General features: G+C 40.7%; 17 protein-coding genes. 13 read left to right on the forward strand and 4 right to left on the reverse strand.

The annotated features are described in order from the left end of the window. Window positions 1–41 precede the first annotated feature (41 nt). From OQ267_RS21110 to OQ267_RS21125, 4 genes are read left to right on the forward strand one after another with little or no spacing between them, the layout of a single operon-like run. Window positions 42–512: a (2Fe-2S)-binding protein gene (locus OQ267_RS21110; RefSeq protein ID WP_088300617.1), complete on the forward strand. Its 471-nt coding sequence runs from the start codon at window positions 42–44 to the stop codon at window positions 510–512. Next, window positions 505–1524 (forward strand): FAD binding domain-containing protein, encoded by a 1020-nt coding sequence (locus tag OQ267_RS21115; protein ID WP_265837946.1) that lies wholly within the window; start codon window positions 505–507, stop codon window positions 1522–1524. The genes OQ267_RS21110 and OQ267_RS21115 overlap by 8 nt, the downstream gene beginning before the upstream one ends. Window positions 1525–1541: 17 nt before the next feature. Continuing rightward, a complete protein-coding gene (locus tag OQ267_RS21120) occupies window positions 1542–3785 on the forward strand; it encodes a xanthine dehydrogenase family protein molybdopterin-binding subunit (protein ID WP_265837948.1) in 2244 nt (747 codons plus the stop codon). A gap of 31 nt (window positions 3786–3816) precedes the next feature. Continuing rightward, window positions 3817–4515: a DUF2490 domain-containing protein gene (locus OQ267_RS21125; protein WP_265837949.1), complete on the forward strand. Its 699-nt coding sequence runs from the start codon at window positions 3817–3819 to the stop codon at window positions 4513–4515. Window positions 4516–4530: 15 nt separating this feature from the next. Here OQ267_RS21125 and OQ267_RS21130 read toward each other — a convergent pair whose 3' ends face one another. The 3 genes from OQ267_RS21130 to modA are packed head-to-tail and all read right to left on the reverse strand — an operon-like array spanning window position 4531 to window position 6602. Continuing rightward, window positions 4531–5148 carry an ATP-binding cassette domain-containing protein gene (locus tag OQ267_RS21130; RefSeq protein ID WP_265837951.1) on the reverse strand — a complete coding sequence of 206 codons (618 nt, stop codon included), beginning with the start codon at window positions 5146–5148 and terminating at the stop codon, window positions 4531–4533. Beyond that, window positions 5145–5816, reverse strand: coding sequence for a molybdate ABC transporter permease subunit (gene modB / locus OQ267_RS21135; RefSeq protein WP_265837952.1), 672 nt, complete (start codon window positions 5814–5816; stop codon window positions 5145–5147). The genes OQ267_RS21130 and modB overlap by 4 nt, the downstream gene beginning before the upstream one ends. Next, the gene (gene modA, locus OQ267_RS21140) at window positions 5817–6602 is read right to left on the reverse strand and encodes a molybdate ABC transporter substrate-binding protein (protein WP_265837954.1); all 786 of its coding nucleotides are present in this window, start codon (window positions 6600–6602) and stop codon (window positions 5817–5819) included. Between the two features lie 221 nt (window positions 6603–6823). On the opposite strand from modA, the gene OQ267_RS21145 reads away from it, so the two are divergent. Genes OQ267_RS21145 through moaCB form a run of 9 tightly spaced genes read left to right on the forward strand, consistent with a single transcriptional unit; the run spans window position 6824 to window position 13913 of the window. Then, on the forward strand, window positions 6824–7939 hold the full coding sequence (locus OQ267_RS21145; RefSeq protein WP_265837956.1) for an XdhC family protein: 1116 nt from the start codon (window positions 6824–6826) through the stop codon (window positions 7937–7939). Continuing rightward, window positions 7939–8523: a nucleotidyltransferase family protein gene (locus OQ267_RS21150; RefSeq protein WP_265837958.1), complete on the forward strand. Its 585-nt coding sequence runs from the start codon at window positions 7939–7941 to the stop codon at window positions 8521–8523. Before OQ267_RS21145 ends, OQ267_RS21150 begins: the two co-directional genes overlap by 1 nt. Next, window positions 8523–9503, forward strand: a complete 981-nt coding sequence (gene moaA / locus OQ267_RS21155; RefSeq protein ID WP_265837959.1) for a GTP 3',8-cyclase MoaA — start codon at window positions 8523–8525, stop codon at window positions 9501–9503. The genes OQ267_RS21150 and moaA overlap by 1 nt, the downstream gene beginning before the upstream one ends. 1 nt (window position 9504) lies before the next feature. Further along, a complete protein-coding gene (glp, locus tag OQ267_RS21160; protein WP_265837960.1) occupies window positions 9505–10692 on the forward strand; it encodes a gephyrin-like molybdotransferase Glp in 1188 nt (395 codons plus the stop codon). A gap of 18 nt (window positions 10693–10710) precedes the next feature. Then, a complete protein-coding gene (locus OQ267_RS21165) occupies window positions 10711–11211 on the forward strand; it encodes a molybdopterin-binding protein (protein WP_265837962.1) in 501 nt (166 codons plus the stop codon). A gap of 1 nt (window position 11212) precedes the next feature. Continuing rightward, window positions 11213–11446 carry a MoaD/ThiS family protein gene (locus tag OQ267_RS21170; RefSeq protein ID WP_088300627.1) on the forward strand — a complete coding sequence of 78 codons (234 nt, stop codon included), beginning with the start codon at window positions 11213–11215 and terminating at the stop codon, window positions 11444–11446. A 5-nt stretch (window positions 11447–11451) separates the two neighbouring features. Next, entirely contained in the window at window positions 11452–12567 is a 1116-nt protein-coding gene (locus OQ267_RS21175; RefSeq protein WP_265837963.1) for a ThiF family adenylyltransferase, read from the forward strand. Beyond that, a complete protein-coding gene (locus tag OQ267_RS21180) occupies window positions 12560–13003 on the forward strand; it encodes a molybdenum cofactor biosynthesis protein MoaE (protein ID WP_265837964.1) in 444 nt (147 codons plus the stop codon). The genes OQ267_RS21175 and OQ267_RS21180 overlap by 8 nt, the downstream gene beginning before the upstream one ends. A gap of 1 nt (window position 13004) precedes the next feature. After that, a complete protein-coding gene (moaCB, locus tag OQ267_RS21185) occupies window positions 13005–13913 on the forward strand; it encodes a bifunctional molybdenum cofactor biosynthesis protein MoaC/MoaB (protein WP_265837965.1) in 909 nt (302 codons plus the stop codon). 18 nt (window positions 13914–13931) lie between these two features. Here moaCB and treF read toward each other — a convergent pair whose 3' ends face one another. Next, the gene (gene treF / locus OQ267_RS21190; RefSeq protein WP_265837967.1) at window positions 13932–15485 is read right to left on the reverse strand and encodes an alpha,alpha-trehalase TreF; all 1554 of its coding nucleotides are present in this window, start codon (window positions 15483–15485) and stop codon (window positions 13932–13934) included. Window positions 15486–15740 lie beyond the last annotated feature (255 nt).

Genomic DNA, 15740 nt, shown 5'->3' on the forward strand with positions numbered 1-15740 from the left:
TTGTGTAATTGGGGATCTCCGAACTACAAAACAGATTTACAATGACAAAAACAACACTAAACGTTAACCAGCAACGTTATGAGCTGAACCTGCTTCCATGGGTTTCGTTACTTGATGCCTTGCGTGAACACCTTAAACTTACCGGGACTAAAAAAGGTTGCGACCATGGTCAGTGTGGTGCCTGTACCATTATCTGTGATGGCAAGCGAATATTAAGCTGTATGACCCTGGCGGTAATGAAAAATGATTCTGAAATCACCACTATAGAAGGTATTTCTGATGGTGAATCCCTTCACCCCATTCAGCAAGCTTTTATTGATCACGATGCATTTCAATGCGGTTATTGTACTCCCGGACAAATTTGCAGCGCTATTGGAATGTTGAAAGAAGGTCATGCCCATACGCGTGAAGAAGTTCAGGAACTCATGAGTGGCAACATCTGCCGTTGTGGTGCCAATGTGGGTATTATTGATGCGATCATGCAGGTTAAAGACGGAGGTACGCATGAATAATTTTGAATATAAACAAGCTACCAATATTCACGATGCTTTAGATCTGGTTAACCAGAAACCTGATGCCGTATTTGTTGCCGGGGGAACCAATTTAATCGACTTGTGGAAATATGACCTTACACATCCTTCCCAACTCATCGATATCAATCATATCCCTGAAAACGATGAGATTTCTATACAAAAAGATGGTAAAATCCGTCTCGGGGCTGCGGTAAAAAATGCAGACACCGCATATCATCCTTTAATTGAACAAAAATATCCCCTGCTTTCCAGAGCTATTCTGGCTGGCGCTTCGGCGCAGATCCGAAACATGGCCAGTAATGGCGGTAACCTGCTGCAGCGCACCAGGTGTTATTACTTTTATGACCCGGATGTACCATGCAATAAACGCAATCCGGGATCTGGTTGCCCGGCCAAAGCCGGGTACAATAGAATCCATGCCATTCTGGGTACGAGTGATGCATGTATTGCGGTTTTTCCTTCAGATATGTGCATCGCCCTCGCCGCACTTGATGCTACTGTAAACGTGAGCGGACCAAATGGCAACCGCAGCATTCCTTTCGCATCCTTTCATCGGCTACCAGATAACCGCCCTGACCTGGACAACACTTTAGAGCAGGGAGAAATCATCACTTCCATTGATCTGCCTCAAGATGATTTTTCCGAAAATTATTCTTATCTGAAACTGAGAGACCGGCACTCCTATGCTTTTGCATTGGTATCAGTAGCCACAGCATTTAAGCTGAATGGAAATACCATTGAATTAGCCAGAATTGCTTTAGGTGGTGTAGCCCACAAACCCTGGCGCAATATTGAAGCGGAAGAATTCTTAAAAAATAAGGAAGCAAATGCTGAAAATTTTTCTGCAGCAGCTGATATGATATTAAAAGGTGCAAAAGGATTTGGTCATAATGATTTTAAAATCAGCCTTGCTAAAAAGGCCATTATCAGAAACGGACTTATGGCATTAAACCCGTCCAGTCAGTTGCCTGGTGCTCAGCCATCAGCATAATAATTTTACGAGAACACATGGAAATGGATACAAATAAAACGGTAGGTAAGCCAGTTAGTCGTTTAGAAGGTAAACTCAAAGTAACCGGAATAGCCAAATATGCCGCTGAATATGAGGTTGACAATTTACTTTATGGTTATGTAGTAAACAGCACGATCACCAAAGGAAAAATTTTAAGTATTGATGTAAGTAAAGCAATGGCACTGCCTGGTGTGATTGAAGTACTTACACATGAAAACCGGACCAGGCTGGCCTGGTTTGATTTGCAGTATACTGATATGGATGCCCCTCCGGGAACGGTTTTTAAACCGCTTTATGATGAAAATATTTTATACAATGGCCAGCCAATTGCCTTAGTGGTGGCCGAAAGTTTTGAAATGGCACGCTTTGCAGCTACACAGGTTATTTTTAAATATAAAGAAGAACCTTTTCAAACCAGTCTGGAGCATCACCTGGATCAATCAAGAGTAGCAAAAAAAGGATTTGCTACTGCATTGAAACCACCTCCACCACCGCCAACAGGCGATTTTGAAAAAGCCTATCAACAGGCTGAGGTGAAAGTAGATGCGACCTACATCCACGGTACCGAACACCATAACCCTATTGAACTTTTCGCCACCACAACCGTTTATCAGGGCAACGGTAAACTCACCATTTACGATAAAACACAGGGCACCATCAATAATCAGTTGTATGTAGCCAACATTTTCGGACTCAAATATAAAAATGTAAGGGTACTGGCACCATTTGTAGGTGGTGGATTTGGCTCAGGCCTTCGCCCCCAATACCAGTTATTTTTATGTGTAATGGCGGCACTGCACCTCAAACGGAATGTTCGGGTGGTATTAGACCGGAAACAGATGTTTTCATTTACCCACCGCCCGCCAACCGTACAAAACCTGCGCTTTGCAACCGATACTGATGGCAAACTTACGGCGATGAATCATTCATCGAAGAGCGAAACCTCTTCATTTGAGGATTACTTTGAACCGATTGCCTCCTGGAGTCACCGGCTTTATCCGGCACCTCATACCTTATTTGAACAGGAACTTGTGCCACTGGATGTTTATACGCCAATGGATATGCGTGCACCTGGCGGAAGTACAGCCCTACATGCTATTGAGTGCACCATGGATGAACTTTCCTATAAGCTTAATATCGATCCGTTGGAATTACGCTTAATCAATTATACAGAAATGGACCCATCTGCCGGCAAACCCTATACCAGTAAAGCCCTGAAAGCCTGCTACCTGGAAGCTGCTGACCAATTTGGCTGGGAAAAACGAACGCCAAAACCAAGAAGCATGGAACGTGGCAATAAGTTGATTGGTTATGGCATGGCTACCGGAATATGGGATGCCTTTCAGTTTCCATCGCGTGTGGAAGCCATGATTACCGCAGATGGAAAAATGATACTGAATAATGCAGTAACGGATATTGGTACCGGTACGTTTACGGTAATGACGCAGATTGCAGCAGATGAACTCGGACTTCCGCTGGAAGAAGTGGATTTCCGCTATGGGGATAGCAAAAAGCCATTTTCGATGTTTCAGGGTGGTTCAGCGATGACCTCCTCTACCGGCGTAGCCATTGTAATCGCAGCAAAGGAACTCAGAAAAAAATTAGCAAAGAAAGCCAGGGAAATGCCCCACTCTCCTTTTAAAAAGGTTGAAGACGCGGAGCTGACTTTCAGCAATGGTAACATTATTTTAAATAACGATCCGAATATTTCCGTATCATTTAAAGATATCATCGCCTTTAATAAAGGCAAGGTAATCAAAACAACCAATATGGGAAAGCCACATCTGCTTAAACTAAAAAAATACAGTCTGGCTACACATAGTGCCTCTTTTGTGGAAGTGGAAGTGGATAAAGATCTGGGCACTGTTACCGTAACCCGGGCAGTAACCGCTGTTGCGGCAGGAAAGATCATTAATCCTAAGACAGCTAAAAGTCAGGTTTATGGATCGATGGTTTGGGGAATCAGCAAAGCGCTTCATGAAGAAACCATTATGGATGAAAACCTGGGTAAATATATCAATGCCAACCTGGGCGAATACCACCTTCCTGTTCATGCCGATATCCGCCAGCTTGAGGTTATTTTTGCCGAGGAAAATGATGAGCTAATTAATGAACTTGGCGTGAAGGGTGTTGGTGAAATTGGCCTTGTAGGTATGCCTGCTGCCATTTCAAATGCCATTTATCATGCCACCGGAAAGCGCATTAATAAATTACCTATTCATTTTGATGAGCTGATATAACTTTTATCAGCGGCCTTGCCGATAGTAGAAAATGAACCTTAATAAATTATGGATAATGGTCATTCCATTGTTGATCGCATTTCAAACAGCTGCCCAGACTGAAAATACCGGGTGGCTGTTCATTTCCCACAGTCAGCAAGTAAGCCAGAAATTTGACATCCTGGCTGATGTGCAAGTCAGGTCAGCTGATCAGCTGAATGCTTTTTCAGCATTGCTTCTTCGCACAGCTTTAAATTATAATTTTAATAAACACCATGCTATTGCTGCTGGCTATGCTTTTTTAGGAAAATGGGAAAATGATGAATCAGCAATCAAGATACTTCATCCCGAAAACCGGATTTACCAGCAATATCTTTTTAATGCCAATACCAGTCGTACAGAATGGACGCTAAGGTTTAGGCTGGAACAACGTTTCATGACGCAGCAAGATCAGACGGATTTTTCACAACGGAGCCGTTTTTTTACTGCGGTGCAGGTTCCACTCTTGGCAAATGAAGATTTCAGTAAAGGTTTTTATACAGGCTTTCAGAATGAATTATTTCTGAATGTCATCAATAAGAAAAATGTAAACGGCAGCATATTTGATCAAAATCGCTCTGCTGTTTCTGTGGGCTACCGGTGGAACAAAAAAATAGATATGGAATTCGGCTACCTCTTATGGGCACAAAAGGAAGAGGACAATTCTGCTAAAACCAATGTTTGGCAGTTGATGATCACCACCAGTTTCTGATCCTTTGAGGTAAGTTTAGGCTTCCATTTTAAATACTGCCGGCGATGGATCAAGTATTTCATCGTCATGTGTCACCAGCAATACCGTTGTGCCCTGAACTAAGAATAAGGCCTGGAGTTTAGCGAGCAGTTTACTTTTCAGTTCCCTGTCAAGCGCTGAAAAAGATTCATCCATCAGTAACAGATCAGGTTTTGTGGACAATGCTCTTAAAATGGCCAGCCTTTGCTGTTGACCACCTGATAGCTGAGCAGGCAGGTGCTGACGAAAAACTTCCATCTCACCCAACTCCAGTAACTGACCGATATATGCCTGATCGGACGTGCCATAGGCCAACTGTTCTTCAACCGTCATGTTCGGAAACAAGGCATAATCCTGAAAAACAAACCCAACATTTCTTTCCTGAATTCTTTTCGAAAACTTCCTTTCAGCATCAAACCAAAGGGTATCCTTAAATTTAATCATTCCTTTTTCAGGGGTAATTAATCCGGCAATCATCTTCAGCAAAGTTGTTTTTCCTGCACCCGATGGTCCGGTAATCTGGGTAACTTTTCCAATATCGAATTGGGCTTTCACCCTTAAATCTTCCCAGCCTTTATAGGTTTTTATACGCTTATTAATATCGACTTCTATCATTCAAATGGATTTTTGACTGCTTTTTTATTAAAGATGAAAACAGCCAGTACGATCGCAAAAGTAATGGCAAACAGTATCAGCGCATACTGATTGGCAGCCTCATAATCCATGGTTTCAACCGCATCATAAATGGCAATGGAAGCCACTTTTGTTACACCAGGAATGTTTCCTCCAATCATCAGTACCACGCCAAACTCACCAAGTGTATGGGCAAATGTAAGTACTGCAGCCGTATAGATGGATGCCTTTATATTGGGCAGCAGCACATAAATAAAGGTTTGCCATTTGCTTTTACCCATGGTATAAGAAGCCTGCGCCAGTGTTTCAGGTAGATGTCCGAATGCGGATTTCACCGGACTAATCATAAAGGGAAGGCTATAAATAACAGATGCAAAAACCAATCCCTGAAAAGAAAAAACCAGCTGAAGGTTTAAATGTTCATGCAGCCACTTCCCAAAACCGTTATTCGGACTAAAGGCCAGCAGCAGGTAAAAACCTAAAACAGAAGGTGGCAGTACCAGGGGCATTGTGATAAAGGCTTCCAAAATAATTTTCGCCATGGTACTCTTTCCGGAAAGCCAGTAAGCAACCGGAATTCCGATTAACAGAAGTATTGCCGTGGTAATCAAGGCAAGTTTTAAACTGAGGTAAATCGGTTCAAAATCCATTTAACTTTTTTTTATTACAGGTAAATGATAGCCACTTTTCCTGATAATTTGTTGTGCAGAAGCAGAAGAAAGATAATTAAAAAATTTTGTCGCTTCCGTAAGCTTTCCTTTTTTCGCATAGGCCAGTAAAATGGCACCTTGAGAGATCGTGCGATAACTTTCAGCGTCTACTCTGGCCCATTTCAATTTTGATTGATCACTGTTTTCATATAGAAAGGATTCTGTAGTAAAACCTAATTCTACCGCTCCAGTTAGGATATAGGTATTTACTTGTGAAATACTTTCGGCATAAACCAAATTGGAGCTGATCTTGCTCTTTAATTGATAATATTCCAGTGCCTCTTCTGCAGCTTTTCCATAGGGTGCAGTTTTTGGATTGGCAATGGCAATTCGTCCGGCCTTATGAGCAGATAGTATTTTTGGCCAGTTTTTTAAATCAAGATCGGTTTTGCCGCAAATAATCAAACTTCCTAATGCATAAATTTTTGGGGCTTGCAATCCGAATTGTTTTGCATATAATTGCTCCGGAAACGCTGTATCTGCTGAAAGAAAGATATCGTAGGGTGCGCCATTCATGATTTGGGCAGTTAATTTTCCTGATGCACCCACTATAGCCTCCGATTTTATCCCGGTTTTCCGCTCGAAATCTTTTTGCAGCCTTTTAATCAGTTGCTGCGCATTTGCTGCCACCGCAATCCGCAATACCTGTGCAGAAAGTTGTGCAGCAGCAGTTAGGCAAACCAATAGGGTTAAGATTAAAATTCTGAATGCAAAAGTCTTTTTCATGAATCAAAATAAATGACGCCATTTTGAGCGGCTAATTTAGCTAAATTAACAGGTAATCGGGTCAAGGGTTTTGGTGATGCTTAAAAAGCAGTTGAAATATCGTCTAAAAATTAAATTTCTTCAAAATATCAAAACATTGATGCTAAACATTGTTTTTAATTTATAGCAAATAATCCATTTCAAAATATAGTGGTTAAATTGCTTAATCTGAAAATTACCCGATGAAAGAAATCGCAGACATTATTAAAGCCCATGCTCAGGCCAGGAAAGATGGAAAAAAAACAGCGCTGGCAACAGTGGTTAAGGTAGAAGGATCATCTTATCGCCGGCCTGGTGCCAGAATGTTGATCACGGAAGATGGGATGTTAACTGGTGCCATTAGTGGTGGCTGCCTGGAAGGTGATGCTTTGAGAAAGGCGCTTACAGCCATCCATCAGCAGGAAAATAAACTGGTTACTTACGATTCTATGGATGAAGATGATGCAAAATTCGGGGTACAGCTGGGTTGCAATGGCATTGTTTACATCCTTTTTGAGCCTATTTTTGATAATAGACAAGCAAATCCGATCAGCATCTTAACTGAACTGGAAAGCAAACGCGAAAATGCAGCCTTGGCTGTATTATTTTCTCTTGAAGGTCAAAAACAAATTGGCACGCACTTGCTCCATACACAGCATGGTCAATTTAGGCATAATGAAAATGGTCATTTCCCTTCACTTTCTGGTGATCTTCAACAAGTTTTGACTGAAAGAAAATCAACATTTTTAGATTATAAAGTAGGTCAAGAACTAATTACTGCATTTCTGGAATTTATCAGTCCACCCATTGCGCTAATTATTGCGGGTGCAGGGAATGATGCACAACCACTCGCCAATATTGCAGATGTACTGGGCTGGAACGTCACCATTGCCGATGGACGCCCCACCCATGCCACGAGTCAGCGCTTTCCCAAAGCCAATCAGATTTTAGTCACCAAACCTGGGCAACTTTTATCGCAGATTACGATAGACGATCATACCGCTTTTGTTTTAATGACCCACAATTACAATTACGACCTGGAGTTGTTACACCTCCTTCTATCAACCAATGCGCCATATATTGGTTCCTTAGGTCCTAAAAAGAAATTAGTCAGAATGCTGGATGAACTTAACCAGAATACCACTAAAAATCAATCCAGGGTTCATGGCCCGGTTGGTCTGGATATTGGTGCAGAAACAGCTGAAGAAATTGCCATTTCGATTGTAGCTGAAATCAAGGCTGTTTTATCGGGTGCCTCGGCAGGCAGACTGAAAGAGAAAACCGCTCCTATTCACGTTTATGAAAATAAAAACAATTGATGCATACAGGTATCATGATCCTGGCAGCAGGAAATTCAAGCCGATTAGGCCGACCGAAGCAGTTATTGGTATTTAAACAAAAAACACTTATTGAACAGACTATTAATGCCGCGTTGCAAACTTCTTTTCAACCGATCATTGTAGTGCTTGGCGCTTATGCAAATGAAATTCAGGAAAAATTATCTGCTGAAGTGAACTTTGTGATTAATGAAAACTGGTCAGCAGGGATGTCATCCAGTATTGCTGCTGGAGTAGCAGCACTCATCAAAAAATCGCCACTGATCGAAAACATAATTATAGCCGTTTCGGATCAGGCATTTATCACAGCTGAGATTTTCAGCGCATTAAAACAGAAACAAATCAGCACAAAAAAAGGTATCGTTGCAAGCACTTATGCCAAAACAACTGGTACACCTGTGCTGTTCAATAAACAATACTTCCATCAGCTTTTATCCTTAACCGGAAATAATGGTGCTAAATCAATGTTAAAATTACACGATAATGATGTAGAAACAATTGCATTTGCGATGGGTAATGTAGATATTGATACCGAAACCGATTATGATAATTTAATTAAAAAATAATGATAGCAGATTCGTTTGGAAGAGTACATGATTACTTGCGGATATCTTTAACGGATAACTGTAACTTCCGCTGCTTTTATTGCATGCCGGAAGAAGAGTATGATTTTACACCTGCTTCCAGGTTGATGCAAACGGATGAAATTATCAGACTGGCCACCATCTTTGTTAATCAGGGCGTAAAAAAAATCAGGCTAACCGGTGGCGAGCCATTGGTAAGGAAGGATGCTGCTGCCATTATTTCGGCATTAGGCAAACTCCCTGTTGAGCTGGTTATCACCACCAATGGAACCCGGATTGCTGAAATGCTTCCCGTATTAAAAGAAGCCGGAATTAAAACCATTAATATCAGCCTGGATACGCTTCAGGCAGAGAAATTTTTCATGATTACCCGCCGTGATGTTTTTCACCAGGTACGCAGCAATATTGAGTTACTTTTACAGGAAAAAATTGCCGTTAAAATTAACATGGTAGTGATGAAAGGACTCAACGATGGCGAAATTAAAGATTTTATTGCCTGGACAAAACACAATCCCATACAGATTCGGTTTATTGAATTTATGCCCTTTACTGGCAACAAATGGACCAGCAATAAAATGTTCTCGCTTCAGGAAATTTTAACAATGGTTGAAAAAAACTTTACGGTATTACCTGTTGAAGGTGCTCCACATGATACGGCTAAACATTTTATGATTCCTGGCCATGAAGGTTCTTTCGCCATCATCAGCACCATGACGGCTCCCTTCTGCAGTACCTGCAATAGAATGCGACTAACTGCCGATGGAAAATTAAAGAATTGCTTGTTTTCTAATGGTGAAACGGATTTACTAACGGCTCTGAGAAACGATGAAGACGTGCTTCCTTTAATTATCGCCTCCATTTGGGATAAGAAGGAAGCGCTCGGTGGTCAACTCATTTCACATTTTGAATCATTAGATGCAGAGACCATTAATAATCGAAGTATGATAACAATTGGAGGGTAAAATGATTACGGTAGACCAGGCAAAACAAATTATTCTTGATAATATTACCATTTTAGATCCACAAGAAATCCCATTACAAGATACCCTGGGGCATATTCTAGCTGCAGATGTTTATGCCTCGGTTGATATTCCTGCATTCAGGCAGTCATCAATGGATGGCTATGCGATAAAGTTTGATTCAGCATTAAAAACCTATACGCTGGTTGGAGAAATGGCTGCCGGAGCCACACAATCCATCATTATTACCAGTGGTGAAACCAGCCGGATTTTTACTGGCGCCCCATTACCCGAAGGTGCAGATACTGTGGTGATGCAGGAAAAAGTAAGCCGAACTGCAAAGCAGATCACTGTGGAAGATCCTAAAATGGCTAAAGGTTTAAATGTGCGGGAAAAAGGTGCTGAAATTAAAGCCGGAGCATTAGCCATGCAGATTGGAAGTTTACTCACACCTGCTGCAATAGGCTTTCTGGCAGGAATTGGCATCAGTGCGGTTGAAGTTTTTCCTATGCCAAAAGTAACCATTGTGCTTACTGGAAATGAGTTACAACAACCCGGAAAACCACTGGCATTTGGTCAGGTTTACGAATCTAATTCTTATTCCTTATCTGCAGCGTTAAAACTGGAAGGCATTCAGCACATTGAAGTGCTTTGGGTTAATGATAACCTGGAATCACTTACAGAAACACTGCAGGTAGCACTACATCAAAGTGATGTTGTGCTTTTAACCGGAGGCGTAAGTGTTGGTGATTATGATTTTGTCATTGCTGCTGCCGAAAAATGTGGGATAACACCAAAATTCCATAAAATTAAACAGAAGCCAGGCAAACCCCTTTTTTTCGGTACGCAAAACCATAAACTTGTTTTTGGCTTGCCCGGAAATCCATCTTCTGTATTAAGCTGTTATTATAATTATGTTTTACCAGCCATTAAGGTTTTATCAAATTTGCCAAACAGTGTGGCTGAGGTAGAAGCAGAACTAGAAAGTGATTATGAAAAGTACCCTGGTTTAACCCACTTTTTAAAAGGAATTTATGCAAATGGTAAAGCAAAGCCGCTAAATGCACAAGAGTCATTTCGATTGAGTTCATTTGCGCATTCAAATTGCCTCATTCGTTTGAAGGAAGATCAGCAGCATTTCATGGCTGGAGAAAAAGTAACCGTACTATTGCTACCCAATAAAACACCCTAAACCAATATTTTTACAAAAATGATTAAATACCTATTTGCCATTTTTATTTTATGTGGCATGAAGAGCCAGGCACAGGAAAGCAAACAATTTACAATTGAAGGCGATGTAAAGCAAAAGCTAACCATCAATCTGGCTTCACTTTCCAATTATAAAAAAGTTAGTATTGACAGCATAAGTATTTTAAATCACCTCTTGCAGCGAAAAAGCAGCATTAAAAATATTAAAGGCGTACCTTTGAAAGAGATTTTAAGTCAGGTGGAGATTAATGAATCATCGCCTAAAAAATTAAGTGAGTATTACCTGGTTTGTTCTGCTACCGATAACTATAAAGTGGTTTTTTCATGGAATGAGGTTTTTAACGCAAAATCAGAAAACAATATTTTAATTTTAACCGATTTCGTTGCTGATCCTGAAAAAGCTGAGAAAGGTAATATTGCCATGATTGCGACAACTGATGTAGCAACTGGCAGAAGGTTTGTAAAAGGCCTGAATAAAATAAGTATTCATAAAGTAAATTGATATGAAATTAGAGATCATCAGTTTTGGTAAAATTTCTGAATTTATCAGGCAACAGCAAATCGAAATTTCGGATGTTATAAACACTGATCAGCTTAAAAGCTACCTGGAAACATCATTTCCGCAGTTGGCAGGAATGAAATACAAACTGGCCATTAATCAAAATGTGATACAGTCCAATCAATCCCTTAAAAACGAAGATAAAGTGGCCATTATGCCGCCATTTTCTGGAGGTTAATAGCAATGGATAATGAACGCTACAGCAGACAACTGATTTTAAAGGGCTTTGGAGTTGAAGCACAAAACAAACTCATCAACTCGCGCATACTGGTGATTGGTGCCGGTGGCCTGGGCTGTCCAATTTTACAATACCTGGTTACAGCTGGCATCGGGACAATTGGAATAGTAGATGATGACACCATTTCACTTTCTAACCTGCACAGGCAAATTCTTTACGCGACCAATGACATTGACCAGTCTAAAGTAAAAGTAGCGGCTAAAAGGTTGCGACTGATGAACCCTGAAACTCACATTGTGGAACATGAACTTCGACTGGATAAAAGCAACATATTCAATACAATAGAAAGTTATGACATCATAGTGGATGGTACAGATAATTTCGATTCGAGATACATCATTAACGATGCCTGTGCAATACTTCAAAAGCCATTAATTTTTGCAGCAGTATCTGGCTTTGAAGGGCAGCTGGCCATTTTTAATGTGAAAAATGAACAGGGTATCGCCACCAATTATCGCGACCTCTTCCCTATTTCCCCACTGCCCGGAGAAGTTTCAAACTGTGCGGAAAATGGCGTATTGGGTGTTTTACCCGGAATCATCGGGAGCATGGCGGCGGCGGAAACCATTAAACTGGTCACCGGAATCGGGCAGCCCCTGATCAGTAAAATGCTACATTATAATCTGCTTAACCAGGCCAGTTATACCTTAAATATTTCTCCAGGCAATGACTATCTTTTGCCTGAAAGTAAAGCAGATTTTCTGCTAAGTGATGGGGAACAATTATGCCCTAAAACACCTGTTTTTGAGGAAATAGATCTTGCCACAATGCAACTTTTACAGGAAGAAGCATCTGCTTTGGTGATTGATGTGCGTGAAAAACATGAATTTCCTTTGCTGAATAAAGAAATCTTCCTTCAAGTACCCATGTCTGAATTTAACACCTTTGTGCAAAACAATATTGCCGCAGAAAGCATTGTATTGCTTTGCCAGCATGGCATCAGAAGTGTTGCTGCTGCTGAACTGCTTCAGGATAAATATGGTCATACAAAGAAGATTTACAGCTTAAAGGGTGGCATTTCTAAATGGAGAAATCATTTTCTAACAAAACAAAATGAGTGAAAAGAAACTAAAAAACATCTTTGTTAAAGGTGCAATAAGTCCGGATTTTATAGCCGATAGTATTGCAAAACATGCCACTAAAACAGCTATTGGCGGCCATAACATTTTTATGGGACAGGTAAGAAAGGATGAAATAAATGGCAAATTTGTAGCCGCTATTGATTACACGGCCTACGAAGAATTGGCACTTACCAAAATGGATGAGATTAGAGAAGATATTTTTGCTAAGTACCCGCTCAACTGCATGCATGTGCACCACAGTTTAGGTTCAATACAGGCAGGCGAAATCTGTTTATTTGTCTTTACCTCTTCCGCTCACCGTAAACCTGCTATGGAAGCTTGCAATGAATTGGTAGAGCGCATTAAGACTGAACTCCCGATCTGGGGCAAAGAAATATTCGAAGACGAAACCCACCAATGGAAAGAAAACATTTAAGATGGTAAATATTACTAAAAAATCAAACTCCTTAAGGATTGCCATAGCCACGGCTATTGTAAAAGTTTCAAAACAAGAAACAATTGATGCCGTTGTGCAAAGAAAAATTCCTAAAGGAGATGTTTTTGAATTTGCCCGCGCTGCCGGATTATTTGGCGTAAAAAAAACCAGTGATGTGATTCCGGATTGCCATCCCCTTCCGATTGAATTTACGTCTATTACCTATGAAGTGGTAGATTTAACCATCCTGATTACAGTAGAAGTCCATACCGTTTATAAAACCGGGGTAGAAGTTGAAGCCATGCATGGTGCTTCAGTTACCGCATTAACCATGTACGATATGCTGAAGCCGATTGACAAGGGCGTAGAGATTCAAAATATCCGTCTGCTTAAAAAGTTGGGAGGCAAGTCAGATTTAAAAAAACTGAAGTTCCCTGAAATTAAGGCTGCAGTAGTGGTGTGTTCCGATTCCGTTTTTGAAAAAACTGCTGAAGATGCTTCCGGCAAGGCCATTATTAACCGACTGGCGCAATTGGGCATTGATACAGAAACCTATACCATTGTGCCCGATGTATTGGAAGATATCCAAGATACGGCTAAAAAACTGACAAACAATAACATTAGCTTACTTATCTTTACCGGAGGAACAGGCTTATCACCTCGGGATGTGACTCCTGAGGCCATTAGTCCGCTCATTGAACGCAAAATTGATGGAATTATGGAAACTGCCAGAAAGTATGGGCAGGAACGCATGCCTTATGCCATGTTATCACGGGGCGTGGCCGGCTTTATCGGTAACACTTTAGTATTAACTTTTCCAGGATCTAAAAATGGCGTGGAAGAATATATGGATGCGCTTTTCCCCCAAATTCTACATCTTTTTAACGTGAATAAAGGGCAAAAGCATTAAAATGTTTATCCGATAATATTATCTTTTTAAAAGTTTAAGCAACACGCCATTGGTCCAGCCGAATCCATCCTGTAAGGGATATTCTCCACCACCACCACCTTTACTTTTTGATTCGACCACATTATATTTTTCCATCAGTTTACCGGTTTCCTTAAAAACCGAAATATTCAGGTTCACCCATCTATTGCTTATTGTATCAGCTAGTTTATGATAACCATAATGATGTAAACCTTGTATACTCACCCATTGCAAGGGTGCCCAGGCGTTCGGTGCATCCCATTGCTGCCTGGTGGTTTTTAATGTAGTGATTAATCCACCAGGCTTCAGGAAATCCTTTTCCAGTTTTTCTGATACCGCTTTGGCCTGAGTAGCTGTAGCAAGCTTAAAATACAATGGAAAGGTAGCTGCTAAAGTTAACTGCTTAGAGAAGCTTTTATTTCTCCAGTTATAATCTGTAAAGAAGTTTTGTTGTGCATTCCAAAAATATTTCAATATTGCGGCTTTACGCTTCTTGGCGCTGGCAGAAAACAAATTAGCTTTTTTTGTATCCCCCGCCTCTTTATTGGCTGCTGCAATTGTACTTTCTAGATGATACATCAATGTATTTAAATCAACCGGTACAAGATCGGTAGTGATGATCTGGCTAAAACTTAAGCCATCAGCAAACCAGCGGCTGCTGAAATCCCATCCAGACTCTGCCGCAGATCGCACGTGCCGTAAGAAGGTGGCTGGGTTTTGTTTGGTTGACCTGGCTGCTTCAGCATCTTCCAGGTATGATTCTTCCCTGGGCTGATCATCAGCATCATAATAACGGTTTAATAGCGTTCCATCATTAAGTCTGACTACATGATTAATTGCTTTTCCCGGTTTCAGCTGGTCAGCACCCTTCATCCAGAACTGGTACTCCTTTTCCAAAGCATTTTTGTATTCGCTCAGTTTCACTTGTGGATTGTCCTGACAAAGTAATTGCACCATAGCCGCAAAAAAAGGTGGCTGCGAACGGGTAAGGTAATAACTCCGGTTTCCATTGGGGATAAAACCATAGGTATTAATCAGGTAAGCAAAGTTATCAACCATATCTTTGATCAGTTTCGTTTTACCGGCCTCTTTTAATCCCAGCATGGTAAAGTAAGAATCCCAGTAATACACTTCACGGAATCGTCCTCCCGGCACCAGATAGGGCTTTGGCAATGGCAGTAATGAGGTTTGATAGGCAGAAACGGTATCAGGATTCCGCTGCAGCACAGTCCACAAAGTATCCAGATGTTTTTCAATGCCCGCTTTGATATCCGACTGGTATAAAGCAGTATGACTTTCAGGTAAATTAAAATGTGCGTCCACAAAGCTTTTCAGGTTAAAATCTTTGCTGTTTCTTTGAGCAAGGTAAGCTTTCATAATTACCGAAGGCTCAGCTTTAGGAATCGCATCAGGAAAAGATTTCCCGTCAGCATAGATCCTGGAAAGCTGAACAGCCTCAAATAAACCCGGATAGGTTGATCGTGGTGATTTTTCATGCTGGGCAAATAACTCAGCTGAAACAAATAGTAAAAGAAAGAAAATAATTTTTTTCATAAATTAGAGATTCATAATGCTGCATTTCATAGTAAAGCTCAAAGATAAAATCTGTGCTCTTTTTTGCGTTCACCTTTGTTTAATATAGTATTTATTCCCTAATCAAACCTGGTCGCGTACATCAATAATATTTGCATCTAAAATACATCATCCGGGCGAAGCGTTTTACATTTTATTTATTAACAATGCGGTATTTTGAATCCCGTAGCGTAACCTGATCAGGAGCATAAAAATGTTACGCTATTTTAAATAGTT

This window comes from Pedobacter sp. MR22-3 (assembly GCF_026240075.1).
In the GTDB taxonomy this organism is placed as follows: domain Bacteria; phylum Bacteroidota; class Bacteroidia; order Sphingobacteriales; family Sphingobacteriaceae; genus Pedobacter.